The organism is Aureimonas altamirensis (assembly GCF_023702225.1).
GTDB lineage: Bacteria > Pseudomonadota > Alphaproteobacteria > Rhizobiales > Rhizobiaceae > Aureimonas > Aureimonas altamirensis_B.
On sequence record NZ_JAMQCO010000011.1, the window covers coordinates 44,967 to 59,196 of the forward strand.

Sequence of the window (14,230 nt, forward strand, 5' to 3'; positions counted from 1 at the left end):
AGCCGGTTTCCGGCGTTGATGTCTACAATCTCAAAATGTGACGCACTGTTCTTCCTTCGGCGAGGGCATCGAACCCTTCATTGATGTCGTCGAGCGTTCCCGTGCTCGTCATCAGCCGGTCGACGGGCAAGCGCCCGGCGCGGTAAAGCGCGACGAACCGCGGAATGTCGCGAGAGGGTATGCAGCTACCGACATAAGAGCCCTTCAAGACCCGCTCCTCGGCCACGAGCCGCAGCGGCGACAGGGCCATCGTCGCCGCCGGCGGAGCAAGCCCGGCGGTGACGGTGGAGCCGCCCCGCCGCGTGACGGCGAAGGCCAGTTCGAGCGCGCGCGCAGAGCCCGCAAGCTCGACGGCGTGGTCGACGCCGCCGCCGGTCAAGGTTCGGACTTCGTCCACCGCGCCTGCTCCGCCTGCATCGACCGTGTCTGTTGCGCCGAGTTCTTTGGCCAGGGCCAGCTTCTGCGCGGAGAGGTCCAGCGCGACGATGCGCGAGGCGCCCGCCGCAACCGCCCCCAGCAGGGCCGCGAGCCCGACGCCGCCGAGGCCGATGATCGCAACAGTTTCGCCAGCCTTCACGCCGGCGGTGTTGATGACCGCGCCGACGCCTGTCAAAACCGCGCAACCAAATAGCGCGGCGATGTCGAGCGGGATATCCGCGTCGACCTTCACCAGCGAGCGGCGGGATAAGACCGCGTGCTCGGCGAATGCCGAAACGCCGACATGGTGATGCACCGGGGCGCCGTGCCATCTCAGCCGGCGTGCGCCGGAAAGCAAGGTACCTTGCCCATTGCTGGCGTTGCCGGGCTCGCACAGGGCCGGACGACCTTCAGCGCAGGGGCTGCAATGGCCGCAGGACGGCACGAACACCATGACGACATGGTCGCCGGGGGTAAGGTCGTCGACGCCTTCGCCCACCGTCTCCACGATCCCGGCGGCTTCGTGACCCAGGACCATCGGCGTCGGGCGCGGGCGCACCCCGTCGATGACCGAAAGGTCGGAGTGGCACAGGCCGGCGGCGCGAACGCGCACCAAAACCTCGCCGTAGCCCGGCTCCGCCAGTTCGACCGTTTCTATGGCCAACGGCCTTGTTTGTGCATATGGCCTTTGGATCGGAGACGCGGTCAAGATGGCGGCGCGTGTGCTGGTCGTCATGGCGGTGCCTACCTCAAACCGTTCGACCGCCATCGACCGGCAGAAGAACGCCGGTGATGAAGTCTGACTCGTCGCTGGCGAGGTAGAGCGCAGCCTTGGCGATGTCCTGCGGGCGCGACAGCCGGCCCAGCGGAATGGTCGACACGAAGCGCTCGCGATTTTCCGGCGTGTCTTCGACACCCATGAAGGATTCCAGAAGGGCAGTCTCGCCCATCACGGGGCACAGCGCGTTGACGCGGATGTTCCTGGGCGCAAGCTCGACGGCAAGAGATTTTGACAGGATGTTCACCGCACCCTTCGTGCCGTTGTACCAAGACAGGCCTGGGCGCGGCCGGATGCCCGCCGTCGAGCCGACATTGACGATTGAGCCGCCTCTGGTCATCACCGGCACGGTCGCCATGGTCATCAGGTAGATGGACTTGACGTTGATGCGGAAGACCTTGTCGAAAGTCTCCTCGTCGATATCCAGGAGCGGTTGGTTGCGGTGCGTCCAGCCGGCATTGTTGATGACGATATCGGGTGCGCCGAACGTCTCGACCACCTCGGAGATCGCGCGATCGACATCGTCCCGCACGCCGACATCGGCCACGAAAGCTTTCGCCCCCTCGCCGATGGCGGATGCGACACGGCGGGCATTCTCGGCATTGATGTCGACAAGCGCAACCTTGGCTCCTTCATCCGCGAACAGATGGGCGATGGCTTCGCCGAAACCACTTCCCGCGCCGGTGACGATGGCGACCTTGTCTGACAGGCGCTCGCGCCCGGCGTCGTTGATCTGGTTCGACATTCTTTTCGTTTCCTCCATTGATGTCGCCGCCAAGCCTCAAGCGGCAGACACGCGCGCCTGTTCATCCGAGGCGATCGCACCGCGCTCGATGGTGATGATACGGTCCGCGAAGCGTTCGAGCAGAGCAGGGTTGGACTCGGTGATGATGACGGCAATCTCGGGCGCAACGTCACGCAGGCGCCCGAGCGCCTCCGCATAGCGCTGCGCCAGCACCGGCGCGAGGCCCTGGAAAGGCTCGTCCAACAATAGCAACTGCGTGGAGATCATCAGAGCACGGCCCAGTGCGACCATCTTGCCCTGGCCGCCCGACACCGAGCCTGCCGGCCTTTCGCCAAGCGTGCGCAATTCGGGAAGCACTTCATAGACCCGCTGGAGGCGCGCCTCCGTCTCGATGGCATCGAGACCGGCAACCCGTGCCGGCAGGAGGATGTTCTCCTCTACCGTAAAGCGGGAAAACAGGCGTCGGTCTTCCGGCGCATATCCGATGCCGAGGGCGGGCCTGCGATGCGGCGCAACCGATGCAAGGTCGGAACCCCTGAACCGGATGCACCCGCTCATGATGTCGGTAAAGCCCATGATAGAGCGCAATGTCGTCGTCTTGCCGGCGCCGTTTCGGCCGACGAGAGCAACGGTTTCGGTTTCCTCCACCGTGAAGGCGATCCCGCGCAGGATGGGAATGCGCTGGATGGATGCGTCGACACGTTCGAAGGTCAGCATGGCGCTCATACTCCGATCACCGTTCGGATGACGTCCGGATCGTTCAAGACGGTCTTGGGATCGCCGGACATCTGGATTTTGCCCTCGCTCCATACTGCGACGCGACTGGCGTATCGCGTCACCATTTCCATATCGTGCTCCACGAAGACGGAGGACACTTTCGCCGCCCTCAGGGCCGCGACCAGGATTTCCATCACCTGGAACTTGTCGGCGGAGGCAACGCCCGAGGTCGGCTCGTCCATCAGGAGCAGGCGCGGCTTGAGCGCCAGCGCCAGCGCGATATCAACCAGCTTGCGTTGTCCCTCGGGCAGATCCGAGGCGCGGCGATCCGCAATGCCGGCGCAACCGACGAGGTCCAGAAGCCCAAGCATTTCCTGCCGCTGCGGCAATGCGCTCAGCGATCGGAAGGGATTCCAGGCCCTTTCGCGCACGGCAGCCGCCAGAAGCATGTTTTCCAGAACCGTATGTTCGACGAAGAGCTGCGGTATCTGAAATGCGCGTGCGATGCCGAGCCGCGTGATGCGGCGTGGCGGCTGGCCCAGTATCTCGGCACCTTCGAACCGGACGGACCCCGCCTGCGGCTTGAGATAACCGGTGCACATGTTGAGGAAGGTCGTCTTGCCTGCACCATTGGGACCGATGATGGCAAGGTTTTCCCCCTCATTCACGTCGAGGTCGATGCCGTTGGCGGCGATGACGCCGCCAAAGCGGATTTCCAGTCCACGGGCCTGAAGCAGGGGAGCGCTCATCGTCCTGCACCTTCGCCTTGCGCGGCCGGCACCTTCACCGCCTCGGGCTGCCCTTTCGACGCACGGTTCAAGCCGAGGCGACGCGGCAGATCGATGATGCCGCCCGGTGCACCCAGGATGACGGCGATGAGAACGATGCCGAGGATCAGCTGCCAGCTGTCCTCCAGGAAGGCGGCGGCATAGAAGCGGACAGCCTCGTAGACGAAAGAGCCGGCAAAGGCCCCGACCACATGGCCTACCCCCCCGAGAACCGCAATGAACACGAATTCCGAAGAGCGGGTCCAGAAGGTGTAATCGGGTGTCGCGAGACCCTGAACGATGCCGAGGCACAGGCCGCCGAGCCCGCAGAGGACGGCCGAGAAGACGTAGGCGGCAAGGATCGTGTTGCGGGCGGAGAGTCCGATATATTCGAGGCGCGTTTCGTTTGTCTTGACGGCCTTCAGCGCCTGCCCGATCGGCGAACGCAGGTATTGCCAGACGAGCACCGCGCACCCGAGCGAGACCACCAGCACGAAGTAATACAGGACGAGGTCGAACGAATCGCGCCCGAACTCGAAGCCGAGAAGCGTTGGCCGCCGGATGCGCATTCCGTCCGTGCCGCCAGTCAGGTGGAAGAATTTCTCCAGCACCGCGAACAGGACCATCGAGAAGGCCAGATTGAGCATGCCGAAGAAGATATAGCGGTAGCGAGCCACGAAGAGGCCGACGAGAAGGCCACCAAGCCCGGAAAGACCGATAGCCGCGAGCGCGAGCACAAGGAGATCGGCGTCGCGCCATGCGCTTCCGATATAGGCGGCCGAGTAGGCGCCCACCGCGAAGAACATGCCGTGCCCAAACGAAACCTGGCCGGCCTGCAGCAACAGGAACACGCCGAGGACGGCAAGCGCCTTGGCCAGGACAACCGTCGTCAACGTGACCATAGAGCCGGCGGCAAACGGCAGCGCCAGCAACAGGAGGATGACAAGGAGAAGGGAGATTCTACGCATCAGATCTTCCTTGCCTGGACCGTGCCGAACAGGCCGAAGGGGCGGAACAAAAGGATCACGACCATGATCAGGTAGGGCATCAGCACCTCGAATTCGGGCGCCAGATAAACCGCGAAGGAGCGCGCCATGCCGATGATGAGGGCGGATAACGCGGCACCCTCGATCTGTCCGAGGCCGGCGCTGGCCGCCACGGCGAAGGAGAGGACGATCATGTTGGCGCCCATGCCCGGCACGACCGAGGTGGTGGGGGTAGCGAGCGCACCGCCGAGGGCGGCAAGAATCGCCCCGACGACGAAGGTGAGGAAGTAGACCCGCGTCGCATCGATGCCGATGGCTGTTGCGGCCTCGCGATCCTCGGTCACCGCGACGATCTGCGCTCCGGCATTGGTATGACGCAGGAAGAGCCGAAGCCCGATCAGCGTCAAAATGGCGAGGGAAGGCAGCAGGATGGTCTGGTAGGCGGTGTAATTGATGCCGAAGACGCTGACATTGCCCAGCAATTGCAGCGGCGAGGCCATGTAGTAGGGCTGGACGCCCCAGATCATACGCTGGAGGTTTTCCAGGATCATGAAGACGGCAAAGGTGACGAGAAGCTGAAGGACCGGGTCCTTGTCGTATATGCGCCGCAGCAGGAGCGTTTCGATGGCGCCTCCGACCACGAGGCCGACGACGAGCGCGGCAGCAAGCAGGGCCGGATAGGTGAGCCACGGGTTCCAGCCATCGGCAACGAGATGCCCGCCGAACGTCGCCGCGGTATAGGCTCCAAGCGCGTAGAGACTGCCATGAGCGACATTCAGCACGCCGAGCACGCCGAAGATGAGCGTCAAGCCGACAGCGACGAGGAAGATCAGCGATGCATAGGACAGGCCGTCCAGCATTGCGATCAATGCTAAGTTCAACGACATGGCTCGCGGCCCTTGTATATCTGGAGGGGGGCCACCGGACGAAACCGGTGGCCTGTCCGGCTGCGGGGATCGGCTCGGTCAGCCGCCGTGCTGGAAGCGGTCGCCCTTGATGTTCAGGAAGTCGGGGCCGAGGCCTTCGATCCAATCGATGGACTCTTCGCCGACGGGCGCCATCAGCGGCGTCGCGTCGTAGATCGCCATGTCGTCGATGATCTTGAACGGATAGTCGGCGACGGAGCGGGTTACGCCCACAAGTTGCGCCTCGACGCCCTGATTGTCCTCGCGGATCGTCAGCGGCCGGCCGAAGCCTTGGAATTCCAACCCGTCCATCGCCTCGCGGACCTGTTCCCGGTCGGGCCATGCGCCGCCATTGGCTTCCGCCGCGTTGTCGTAGACCGCCTCCAGCGCCGCGAAAGCCTGCGCCATGTGGAAGACGGAGTAGATAGGCCAGGTATTGGTCGCCTCACGGAAGCTATCCACGAAGGCGCGGAAATCCTCGTCGTCCTTACGCTCCGGATGCAGGAAATAATGGTCGCCGCGCGCGCCAACGATGACGCCCTCCGGAAGATCGGCGCCGAGCCGCTCCAGCGAGGATTCTGCGAGCGGCAGCACAAACTGGGAGTTGGCGAAGAGCCCGCGCTGATTGGCCTGCCGTACGAAGGTGTCGAGGTCGCCTCCCCAGGACGTCGACAGGATGACATCGGGCGAAAGTGCCTGAAGGCGCGAGACTTCGGCAGAATAGTCTGGGGCGCCGAAGGCCGGAAACAACTCGGCCACCACCTCGACATCCGGGCGGAGCGTCTTGAGAGCCGTCGAGAAGATATGCCAGCTATCGCGGCCCCAGGCATAATCCTGGTTGACGACGGCGATCGTCTTGAAATCCGGGTTCTTTTCGAGAAGGTAGAGGAACGGCGCGAGCACCTCGGGTGTGGCGTTTGCCTGTGTGCGATAGACCCAGTCGTACTCATCTTCCTCGAAGATGCGTTGCGTTCCGCAATCCCACATGAAGTTGAGGATCTCGAGGTCTTCGGCCAGCGGGGCGACGTTGTTGCAGACGCCGGACGAGATCGAGGCGAACATGACGTCGACGAGGTCGCCGTCCACGAGGCGGCGATATTCGGTTGTCAACGTTTCGACGCCGGCACCCTCGTCGATGAAAGTCAGCGACACGGGAACACCCTGTATGCCACCGCGCTCGTTGATCTGGTTGGCAAGAAGTTCGGCGGCGCGGCGCGCGGGCACGCCGAAAACAGATGCGGGCCCCGAATTGTAGGTCGTGATGCCGATCCGCAGAGCTTCCGGTTTTTCCTGCGCAAGCGACGTGGTCGCCACAAGCGCCAGCGCGAGGGCGCCGAGCCCACTCGTCATTTTCATGTTTCCCTCCCAAGAGCCGCTGCGTTGGCGGTTCTGAAAAGATTACGGGTGACAAGCGGACCAGGGAAAATACCGATAAATTATAAGGGCCATACTTCATCAATATGGATCGAGCCGAGTTGTCGGCGCGCGAGGCGCGGTCAGGTCCGCACCAGGCCCCTTCGGCCCGTCATCGCCATGGCCGCCTCGAGTTCGTTCGCCAGGACATCGAAAAGAGCCCGTGGACCTTCCGGGCCGAAGGCGGCGACGGCATACAGAAACGGCCGCCCCACGAAGACGAAGTCCGCCCCTGCCTCCAGAGCCTTGAGGATGTCCTCTCCGGAGCGGACGCCCCCATCGAGGGCGACCGGAAACCCCTGCGGCACCGCCGCGCGGACCGCCGGCAACATGTCCAGCGGCGCCGGCGCTCCATCGAGTTGCCGACCGCCGTGGCTGGAGACCTGGATCGCGTCGGCGCCGGCAGCCGCGGCCATGGCCGCATCCTCGGCGTCTAGGACACCCTTCAGAACGAGCGCTCCTTTCCAACGGCGGCGGATTTGCGCAAAGACGTTCCAATCGAGGCGGCCCGAGCTTTGCGCCGCCATCACCTGCGCCAGAGTGCGCGCGCCCGCGCCGGGCCTTGCATAGGGCGCCAGATTGGCAAGGCGCGGCGCGCCATGGCGCAAGGTGGCAATGGCCCATACGGGATGAAGCGCAAGGTCGAGCAGCGTGCCGGCGCTCAGCCGGAGCGGCAGGCCGAAACCGTTGCGCAGGTCGCGCAGGCGCTTGCCCGGGCGAGGCACATCGGCCGTGACCACCAGCGTATCGAATCCGGCCGCCTCCACTCGCGCGATCAGGTCTTCCGTGATGTCGGCGGACGCCCCGACATAGAGCTGGAACATCGAGCGCGTGGGCGCCGCCGCGCGCAGCGCTTCCAGCGTCTGCGTCGCTGGCGTCGGGCAGACATAAGGCGCACCGAAGGCTTCCGCCGCCCTGGCGAATGCAAGATCGGCGCCGGGCCATGCCAATCCAGGCAACCCGAGCGGCGCGATGCCGAACGGCACCGACCACTCCCGGCCCAGAAACCTGCATGACAGATCGGCCAGGCTTTCCGAGTTGACGAGGATGCGCGGCTTCAGGCACGTCCGGTCGAACGCTTCGCGGCTGCGCCGCGCCGCGCGCTCGTCGCCGGCCGCGCCGTCTACGTAGTCGAACGCGAATCGCGGGATGCGCGAGCGGGCATGCTTGCGCATGTCGTCAGACGAGATGGGCAGGATCGTCTTGCGACGGTCGGTCATCCTGAGGGTCACTGCGATGGTCCGGACTGGCAGGGAAACGGTCGGCAGACCCGGACCCTGCCCGCCGGTAGACGGAAGGGAAATTCGGAATTTCCTTCGAACGGCGAAGCGGCGCTCGACGCAGATGGCCTCAGACATACCCGGTTCTCTCCTTTAGGCGCTCTTGCGCCGAATCCCGCCAACTTCCAGAGTTCGGCTATGGACCTGCAGCTCTCATTGAAAACGCTTCGCTACATCGTGGAGACCGCGGATTGCGGCAGCGTCACCGAGGCGGCGCGCCGGTTGCAGGTTTCCCAGCCTTCCGTTTCGTCGGCGCTGGCCCAGGCGGAACGTGATCTCGGCGTCCAGATATTCGTACGCCACCATGCCCGGGGGATGACCCTCTCGGTGCCGGGCCGCAGGCTGGTGGACGAAGCCAGGCCGCTTCTGGCCCATGCGGCAGCCTTCTCGAAAACCGCGCGTTCCCTGGGCGATCCGCTGAGCGGCCAGATCGTGGTCGGCAGCTTTCCAACGCTGGCCATGCGCTACATGCCGCGCATCATCGACGGCTTTGCGCGCGCCTTCCCCAAGATCGACATCAGCCTGATCGAAGGCGATCACCACGAAATACTCTCCGCCCTTCAGGATGGCGGTATGGAGATCGCCCTGGGTTACGACTATGCGTTGCCGCCGGAGCTTCACGCCCACCAACTTGCGGCATTGCCGCCCCACGCGCTGCTGTCGCCCGACCATCCGCTTGCCGGGCAGAAGGCGGTCTGGCTGGCCGATCTCGCCGAAGATCCCTTCATCCTGCTCGATCTTCCGCACTCGCGCGATTACTTCGCGGGCCTTTTCGCAGCCTGCGGGGTCGAGCCCAACGTCGCCTTCCGCAGCCGCTCTCCCGAGTTCGTCCGCGGCCTCGTCGGCAACGGCCTCGGCTTCTCCCTCGGCAATGTCCTGCCTGCCGTGCCCATCGCCTACGACGGCAGCCCGATCACGACGATTCCGCTGCTGGGCGACCTGCCCCCCGTGCGGATCATGCTTCTTCACCTTTCCGGATCGGCCATGCGCCCCGCCGTAGAGGCGTTCGCCGCCCATCTGCGCGCCGAATTCGCCAATCATGGCATCTCTGGTTAGGATACACCTTTCCATAGCTTAGTTTGAACCAGCGTCTATCTTGATAGCGTCCTCTTATACGCAGCATAGGCAAAGGTTTTAACGCATCGATTTTGGTTTTCTGCTTAAATTATGGACGCACTTTAGTCGCCGACTGCTGAATTATTGAACCGCTTTGGCGTTGCAGAGCGAAGGCAGGGCGATCGATCCTTATGTGGAAACTTCCAGGGGATCGACATGAAAACACTGATCGCGACGATACTCGCGTCCTGCGCTGCCGGGCTCATGATGAGCTCCGCCGCGTCGGCGCAAACCCAGATGCGCCTTGCCGTCGAAACGACGAGCGGAGACCCGACCCATGTGATGTTGTCCACCTTCCGCGAAGCGTTGAGCGAGAGCGCCGGGGATTCCGTCGCATTCACCTTCAACGACGGCGGATCGTTGGGCGACGAAACCGCGCTGGCCGAGTTGATCCGCGCCGGCGCCGTCGAGGTGATTCCGATGGGGTCGGACGGCGTCGCATCGCTGGACACCCACTTCTCGATCTTCGATACGCCGTTCCTGTTCGCCAGCAAGGAAGACGCCAGGAAGGCGCTGGACGGCGAATTCGGCGACGTCATGGCCGCATCGCTGCGCGAAAAGGCGAACCTTGAGGTTCTGGCTTTCGGCGAGCTCGGTGTTCGCGTCATCAGCAACTCGAAGCGCGAGGTCAAGACTCCGGCGGACCTGTCCGGCCTCAAGCTGCGCACGCCCAGCAGCCCGACGCGCATGATGGCGTTCCAGACATTGGGCGCGGTCCCGACCAACCTGCCGCTGGGGGAAGTCTATATGGGCCTGCGCCAGGGCGTGATCGACGGGCAGGAGAACCCGCTGTCCGTCATCAAGGAATTCTCGCTGCACGAGGCCCAGCCCTACATCTCGCTGACCAACCACATCTACACTCCGATCACGCTGGTCATGAACGGCACGGCCTACGACGCGTTGAGCGACGAATTGAAAGCGCAGGTCAAGGCTGCGGCGGAAGCCGGCGTCGAGGCCACGAGGACACTGTCCGACGAAAGCGACGCCAAGCTGGTCGGAGAATTCCGGGAAGCCGGCGTCACCGTGACCGAGCCGGACATCGCGGCGTTCCAGGCGGCGGCCGAGCCGGTCCGGGAAAAGATCGCCGAGATCGTCTCGCCGGAGTTCATGGACAGCGTGAAAGGCATGCTTCCGTGAGCACCGTCGCAACGAGATACCCTCGCTTCATGCCGGATGGCTCCGGCACCCTCGCGCGCATCGGCCTCATCTACATCGCGTCCTCCGTGGTGATGGAGGAAGAAATGTCGGCCATGTCCGCTCCCGGCGTTTCCACCCACACCGCGCGCATCCGCCTGCCGAAGGTGACCGTCGAGGGAATAGAGGAGATGATGAGCGCGCCGGAGCTCGAGACGGCGGCCCGCCATGCGGCCGCGCCGCCCATCGACGTCCTGTGCTTCGGCGGCACCAGCGCCTCGTTCCTGCATGGAACGGCATACGACCAGGCCCTGATCCGGAAGATCGAGGCCTGGACGCCGGGCCCGCTCGTCACCACCGCCTCGACGGCAACGCTTGCCGCCCTGCGGCATATGAAGGCCGGCAAGGTGGCGCTGGCGACGCCCTATGTCGGTGCGATCCATGATCGCGCCATACGCTTCCTGTCCGAGAACGGACATGAGGTCGTCAAGGGCGCGCATCTGGACATCACCGACGACCATGCGCTGGCCGAAGTGCCGCTGGAGCGCGTCTACGACCATGTGCTGTCGGTCGACCATCCGGAAGCGACCGCCATCTTCGTGTCCTGCACCAACTTCCGCACCGTCGGCGCCATCGCCGCACTGGAAGAGCGGCTCGGCAAGCCCGTCATCTCGGCCATCCAGGCCTCGTTCTGGCATTGCCTGCATCTCGTCGGCGTCAAGGGCGCGCGGCCCGGCTACGGCCGATTGTTCGCGGGGCTCGAAGCCGATGTCTGACAGCGTCGCCATGGCGGCTCCGCGCGGCGCCCTGCGCCGCAATGCCCTGATGGTGGTGGAGATCGCGGCGATCGCCCTGCTGGTCGCACTCGTCGTCCTGGTGCTCGCCAATTCCCTCGGGCGCTATCTGCTGTCGCGCCCCCTGCCATGGAGCGAGGAGATCGTCAGATCGCTGCTGATGTGGCTCGGCGGTCTCGGCATCACGGTCGCGGCCCTGCGCAACGGGCTAATCTCCTGCGCCATCTGGACCTCGCGGCTGGGGGCGACGGCGCAGCGACGGCTTCGCGTGGTCCAGAACGTGTTCGGCATCCTCACCATGGCCGCGCTGGCCTGGTTTACCTGGCAGTATCTGGGCATCTTCGGCGCCGACCGCTCGCCGCTGCTCGGCATTCCCAAGGCGGTGCCGATCAGCGGCATCATCGGCTGCGCGGCAGGCATGTCGCTCGCCTTCATCATCGACCTGATCGCGCCGGAGGATCTGTAATGCTCGGCCTTGCCGCCATAACGCTGGGCGCCCTTTGCGCGCTGGTGCTGCTCGGAATCCCCGTGGTGATCTCGCTGGTCGCTTCGGTGTTGATGTTCCTGGCATTCTCCGGCGGCTGGGCGCTGGCTCTCCCGCAACAGGTTCTGGCGGGCGTCGGAGACTACCTGCTGATCACGCTGCCGCTGTTCATCCTGGCGGGCGGGATCATGAATGCCACCGGCATCGCCGACCGGCTGTTCGACTTCGGCGCGGCCCTGGTGGGCTGGATGCGCGGCGGCCTCGCGCATGTCGACGTGGCCGCCAGCGTCATGTTCGGCGGCATGATCGGCACATCCGTCGCCGACCTTGCCGGCACCGGCTCCGTCACCATCCCGAAGCTGAAGGCGCACGGCTATCCAGGCCCGTTCGCGGCGGCCGTTACCGCCACCTCCTCCGGCATCGGCGTGCTGATTCCGCCCAGTTCCCCGATGATCCTCTATTCCGTGGTGACGGGCACCTCGCTGGGCGCGCTCTTCCTGGCCGGCGTCGTGCCCGGCCTGCTGCTGGCCGCCGTGCTGATGATCACCATCTCGATCCTCGCCCGCCGCAACGGCTGGCAGCCGATGAACTCCTTCGAATGGTCGCGGGTCATGCGGACAGGCGTCCACGCGATCCTGCCGCTGGGGATGCCGGCCATGATCCTCGGCGGGCTCGTCTTCGGCATATTCACCGCAACGGAGGCAGGCGCATTCGCCGTCGCCTATGCGCTTGTCCTCGCCGGGCTCGTATACCGGACCCTGACCCTGCCGAAGCTGCGGCAGGCGCTGGTGGATTCGGTGATCCTGACGGGCGAAGTCCTGATGGTGGTGGGCTTCTCGACGGCACTCGGCTGGGCCCTGTCGCAAAGCGGTGTGCCCGCGGCGCTCTCGTCGGCGATAGATACGCTGGTTCCGTTCGAAAGCGTGACCGTGCGCATCTTCGCCCTGCTGCTTCTGGCGCTGATCGCGGGGATGGTGCTGGATCCGCTCATTCCGATGATCATGCCGGTACTGTTGCCCGCGCTTCTGGCGATGAACGTGGACCTAGTGCATTTCGGCGTCCTGATCGTCATGACAGTCGTGATCGGACAGGTCACGCCGCCCGTCGCCATCGCCCTCCTGGTGGCGGCGAAGATCGGCAAGGAAGACGTCTGGGACGTAACCCGTGCGAACATGCCGTTCCTTTACGGCCTGTTCGTGGCGCTCGTCATCCTGACGCTGTTTCCGGCACTGTCCACGACCCTGCCCGCGCTGATGAACTGAAATTGCAGAACCGGCGACGCCGCACGGGATCGGATTTTCCTACGTCCTGCGACGGAAGTTACTTCTTTCCTCCGTGCCGGCGAGCGCGCAGTTCTTGACACGAACAACAATCCCCAGGAAGTGAACATGATCGTCGAGAAGACCGACACGCTGGTCGTAGGGGCCGGGCAATCCGGCATCGCGATGAGCGAGCATCTGACAGGGATGGGCATTCCCCATCTGGTGCTGGAGCGCAGCCGCGTCGCGGAGCGCTGGCGCTCGGAACGGTGGGACTCCCTGGTGGCCAACGGACCGGCCTGGCACGATCGGTTTCCCAACATGGAATTCACCGACCTGCCGCCCGACACCTTCCCGCCGAAGGAGCGGATGGCGCGCTACTTCGAAGACTATGCGGCGATGTTCGACGCGCCGATCCGCACCAATGTCGAGGTGAAGCGCGTGCGCCGCTGCGAAGGACGCCCGGGCTTCCTCGCCACGACGTCGACGGGCGACATCGAGGCGCGGCGGGTCGTCGTCGCAACCGGCCCGTTTCAGGTTCCGTCCTTTCCCCGCATCGTGCCGGAGGACGGCGGCATCGCGCAGATCCATTCGTCGGCCTACAGGAACCCGCAGGCATTGGCCGACGGCGCCGTACTGGTGGTCGGCGGCGGCGCTTCCGGCTCGCAGATCGCGGAAGAGCTGAACAAGGCCGGTCGCAAGGTCTTCCTGTCCATCGGCGAGCATTACCGCCCGCCGCGTTCCTATCGCGGCCGCGACTATGTCTGGTGGCTCGGCGTGCTCGGCAAGTGGGACGAGATCAAGATCAACGCCAAGAAAAAGCACGTCGCCTTCGCGGTCAGCGGCTACGACGGCGGCAAGACCATCGACTTCCGTCGCCTCGGCAGCGCCGGCATCACGGTTCTCGGCATGACCGAGGGCTACGAGGACGGGGTGCTGGCCATCGCGGACGATCTGGCCCGCAACCTGGCCGAGGGCGACCGCGCCTATCTGGAGGTCCTGGCCGAGGCGGACGCCTATGTCGAGCGGAACGGGATAGAGCTGCCACCCGAGCCCGAGGCATGGACGATCCAGCCAGACCCCGCCTGCGTCACCGACCCGATCCGCCGGCTGGATCTCGCCGCGGCGGGCATCACGACGATCGTCTGGGCGACCGGCTTCAAGTTCGATTTCAGCTGGCTCCAGGTCGACGCCTTCCATCCGGATGGCATGCCCTTCCACAAGCGCGGCATCTCGGTCGAGCAGGGGATCTACTTCCTTGGCCTGCCTGACCTCACCAATCGGGCCTCGTCCTTCATCTACGGCTGCTGGTACGACGCCAAGTACATCGCGACGCATATCGGCGTTCAGCGCAACTACGACGCGTACCGCGCGCCAGCCGCCGCGCCGATCGCCGCGCCGGCCATGGCGACGCAGGACTGAGCGGGGCACTTTC

General features: G+C 64.9%; 14 protein-coding genes. 6 read left to right on the top strand and 8 right to left on the bottom strand.

Annotated elements, in window-relative coordinates:
- Positions 1-22: 22 nt before the first annotated feature.
- From NDN16_RS17365 to NDN16_RS17400, 8 genes are all read right to left on the bottom strand, one after another.
- Complete coding sequence (locus NDN16_RS17365) at positions 23-1,153, bottom strand: zinc-dependent alcohol dehydrogenase family protein (RefSeq protein WP_251114722.1); 1,131 nt, start codon at positions 1,151-1,153, stop codon at positions 23-25.
- A 13-nt stretch (positions 1,154-1,166) separates the two neighbouring features.
- Positions 1,167-1,940, bottom strand: coding sequence for a glucose 1-dehydrogenase (locus NDN16_RS17370; protein ID WP_251114723.1), 774 nt, complete (start codon positions 1,938-1,940; stop codon positions 1,167-1,169).
- A 36-nt stretch (positions 1,941-1,976) separates the two neighbouring features.
- Positions 1,977-2,657, bottom strand: a complete 681-nt coding sequence (locus tag NDN16_RS17375; RefSeq protein WP_251114724.1) for an ABC transporter ATP-binding protein — start codon at positions 2,655-2,657, stop codon at positions 1,977-1,979.
- Between the two features lie 5 nt (positions 2,658-2,662).
- Entirely contained in the window at positions 2,663-3,406 is a 744-nt protein-coding gene (locus NDN16_RS17380) for an ABC transporter ATP-binding protein (RefSeq protein ID WP_251114725.1), read from the bottom strand.
- Positions 3,403-4,392 carry a branched-chain amino acid ABC transporter permease gene (locus NDN16_RS17385; RefSeq protein WP_251114726.1) on the bottom strand — a complete coding sequence of 330 codons (990 nt, stop codon included), beginning with the start codon at positions 4,390-4,392 and terminating at the stop codon, positions 3,403-3,405. The genes NDN16_RS17380 and NDN16_RS17385 overlap by 4 nt, the downstream gene beginning before the upstream one ends.
- Positions 4,392-5,297 carry a branched-chain amino acid ABC transporter permease gene (locus NDN16_RS17390; RefSeq protein WP_251114727.1) on the bottom strand — a complete coding sequence of 302 codons (906 nt, stop codon included), beginning with the start codon at positions 5,295-5,297 and terminating at the stop codon, positions 4,392-4,394. The genes NDN16_RS17385 and NDN16_RS17390 overlap by 1 nt, the downstream gene beginning before the upstream one ends.
- 78 nt (positions 5,298-5,375) lie before the next feature.
- Positions 5,376-6,671, bottom strand: coding sequence for an ABC transporter substrate-binding protein (locus tag NDN16_RS17395; RefSeq protein WP_251114728.1), 1,296 nt, complete (start codon positions 6,669-6,671; stop codon positions 5,376-5,378).
- Positions 6,672-6,811: 140 nt separating this feature from the next.
- Positions 6,812-8,086: an alpha-hydroxy acid oxidase gene (locus NDN16_RS17400; protein ID WP_251114729.1), complete on the bottom strand. Its 1,275-nt coding sequence runs from the start codon at positions 8,084-8,086 to the stop codon at positions 6,812-6,814.
- 78 nt (positions 8,087-8,164) lie between these two features.
- Between NDN16_RS17400 and NDN16_RS17405 the strand changes: the two genes are divergently transcribed.
- The 6 genes from NDN16_RS17405 (at position 8,165) to NDN16_RS17430 (ending at position 14,217) form a co-directional block, all read left to right on the top strand.
- A complete protein-coding gene (locus NDN16_RS17405) occupies positions 8,165-9,064 on the top strand; it encodes a LysR family transcriptional regulator (protein WP_251114730.1) in 900 nt (299 codons plus the stop codon).
- A gap of 216 nt (positions 9,065-9,280) precedes the next feature.
- Positions 9,281-10,261 (top strand): TRAP transporter substrate-binding protein, encoded by a 981-nt coding sequence (locus NDN16_RS17410; protein ID WP_251114731.1) that lies wholly within the window; start codon positions 9,281-9,283, stop codon positions 10,259-10,261.
- Positions 10,262-10,290: 29 nt separating this feature from the next.
- A complete protein-coding gene (locus tag NDN16_RS17415) occupies positions 10,291-11,034 on the top strand; it encodes a maleate cis-trans isomerase family protein (protein ID WP_251114732.1) in 744 nt (247 codons plus the stop codon).
- Positions 11,027-11,518 carry a TRAP transporter small permease gene (locus tag NDN16_RS17420; RefSeq protein WP_251114733.1) on the top strand — a complete coding sequence of 164 codons (492 nt, stop codon included), beginning with the start codon at positions 11,027-11,029 and terminating at the stop codon, positions 11,516-11,518. Before NDN16_RS17415 ends, NDN16_RS17420 begins: the two co-directional genes overlap by 8 nt.
- On the top strand, positions 11,518-12,798 hold the full coding sequence (locus tag NDN16_RS17425) for a TRAP transporter large permease (RefSeq protein ID WP_251114734.1): 1,281 nt from the start codon (positions 11,518-11,520) through the stop codon (positions 12,796-12,798). The genes NDN16_RS17420 and NDN16_RS17425 overlap by 1 nt, the downstream gene beginning before the upstream one ends.
- 126 nt (positions 12,799-12,924) lie before the next feature.
- A complete protein-coding gene (locus tag NDN16_RS17430; protein ID WP_251114735.1) occupies positions 12,925-14,217 on the top strand; it encodes a flavin-containing monooxygenase in 1,293 nt (430 codons plus the stop codon).
- Positions 14,218-14,230: the final 13 nt, after the last annotated feature.

Excerpts from the sequence above, each read along its gene's own strand:
- NDN16_RS17365 (WP_251114722.1), bottom strand. The coding sequence starts at position 1,153 with ATGACGACCAGCACACGCGCCGCCATCTTGACCGCGTCTCCGATCCAA.
- NDN16_RS17370 (WP_251114723.1), bottom strand. The coding sequence starts at position 1,940 with ATGTCGAACCAGATCAACGACGCCGGGCGCGAGCGCCTGTCAGACAAG.
- NDN16_RS17375 (WP_251114724.1), bottom strand. The coding sequence starts at position 2,657 with ATGCTGACCTTCGAACGTGTCGACGCATCCATCCAGCGCATTCCCATC.
- NDN16_RS17380 (WP_251114725.1), bottom strand. The coding sequence starts at position 3,406 with ATGAGCGCTCCCCTGCTTCAGGCCCGTGGACTGGAAATCCGCTTTGGC.
- NDN16_RS17385 (WP_251114726.1), bottom strand. The coding sequence starts at position 4,392 with ATGCGTAGAATCTCCCTTCTCCTTGTCATCCTCCTGTTGCTGGCGCTG.
- NDN16_RS17390 (WP_251114727.1), bottom strand. The coding sequence starts at position 5,297 with ATGTCGTTGAACTTAGCATTGATCGCAATGCTGGACGGCCTGTCCTAT.
- NDN16_RS17395 (WP_251114728.1), bottom strand. The coding sequence starts at position 6,671 with ATGAAAATGACGAGTGGGCTCGGCGCCCTCGCGCTGGCGCTTGTGGCG.
- NDN16_RS17400 (WP_251114729.1), bottom strand. The coding sequence starts at position 8,086 with ATGTCTGAGGCCATCTGCGTCGAGCGCCGCTTCGCCGTTCGAAGGAAA.
- NDN16_RS17410 (WP_251114731.1), top strand. The coding sequence starts at position 9,281 with ATGAAAACACTGATCGCGACGATACTCGCGTCCTGCGCTGCCGGGCTC.
- NDN16_RS17415 (WP_251114732.1), top strand. The coding sequence starts at position 10,291 with ATGCCGGATGGCTCCGGCACCCTCGCGCGCATCGGCCTCATCTACATC.
- NDN16_RS17420 (WP_251114733.1), top strand. The coding sequence starts at position 11,027 with ATGTCTGACAGCGTCGCCATGGCGGCTCCGCGCGGCGCCCTGCGCCGC.
- NDN16_RS17425 (WP_251114734.1), top strand. The coding sequence starts at position 11,518 with ATGCTCGGCCTTGCCGCCATAACGCTGGGCGCCCTTTGCGCGCTGGTG.
- NDN16_RS17430 (WP_251114735.1), top strand. The coding sequence starts at position 12,925 with ATGATCGTCGAGAAGACCGACACGCTGGTCGTAGGGGCCGGGCAATCC.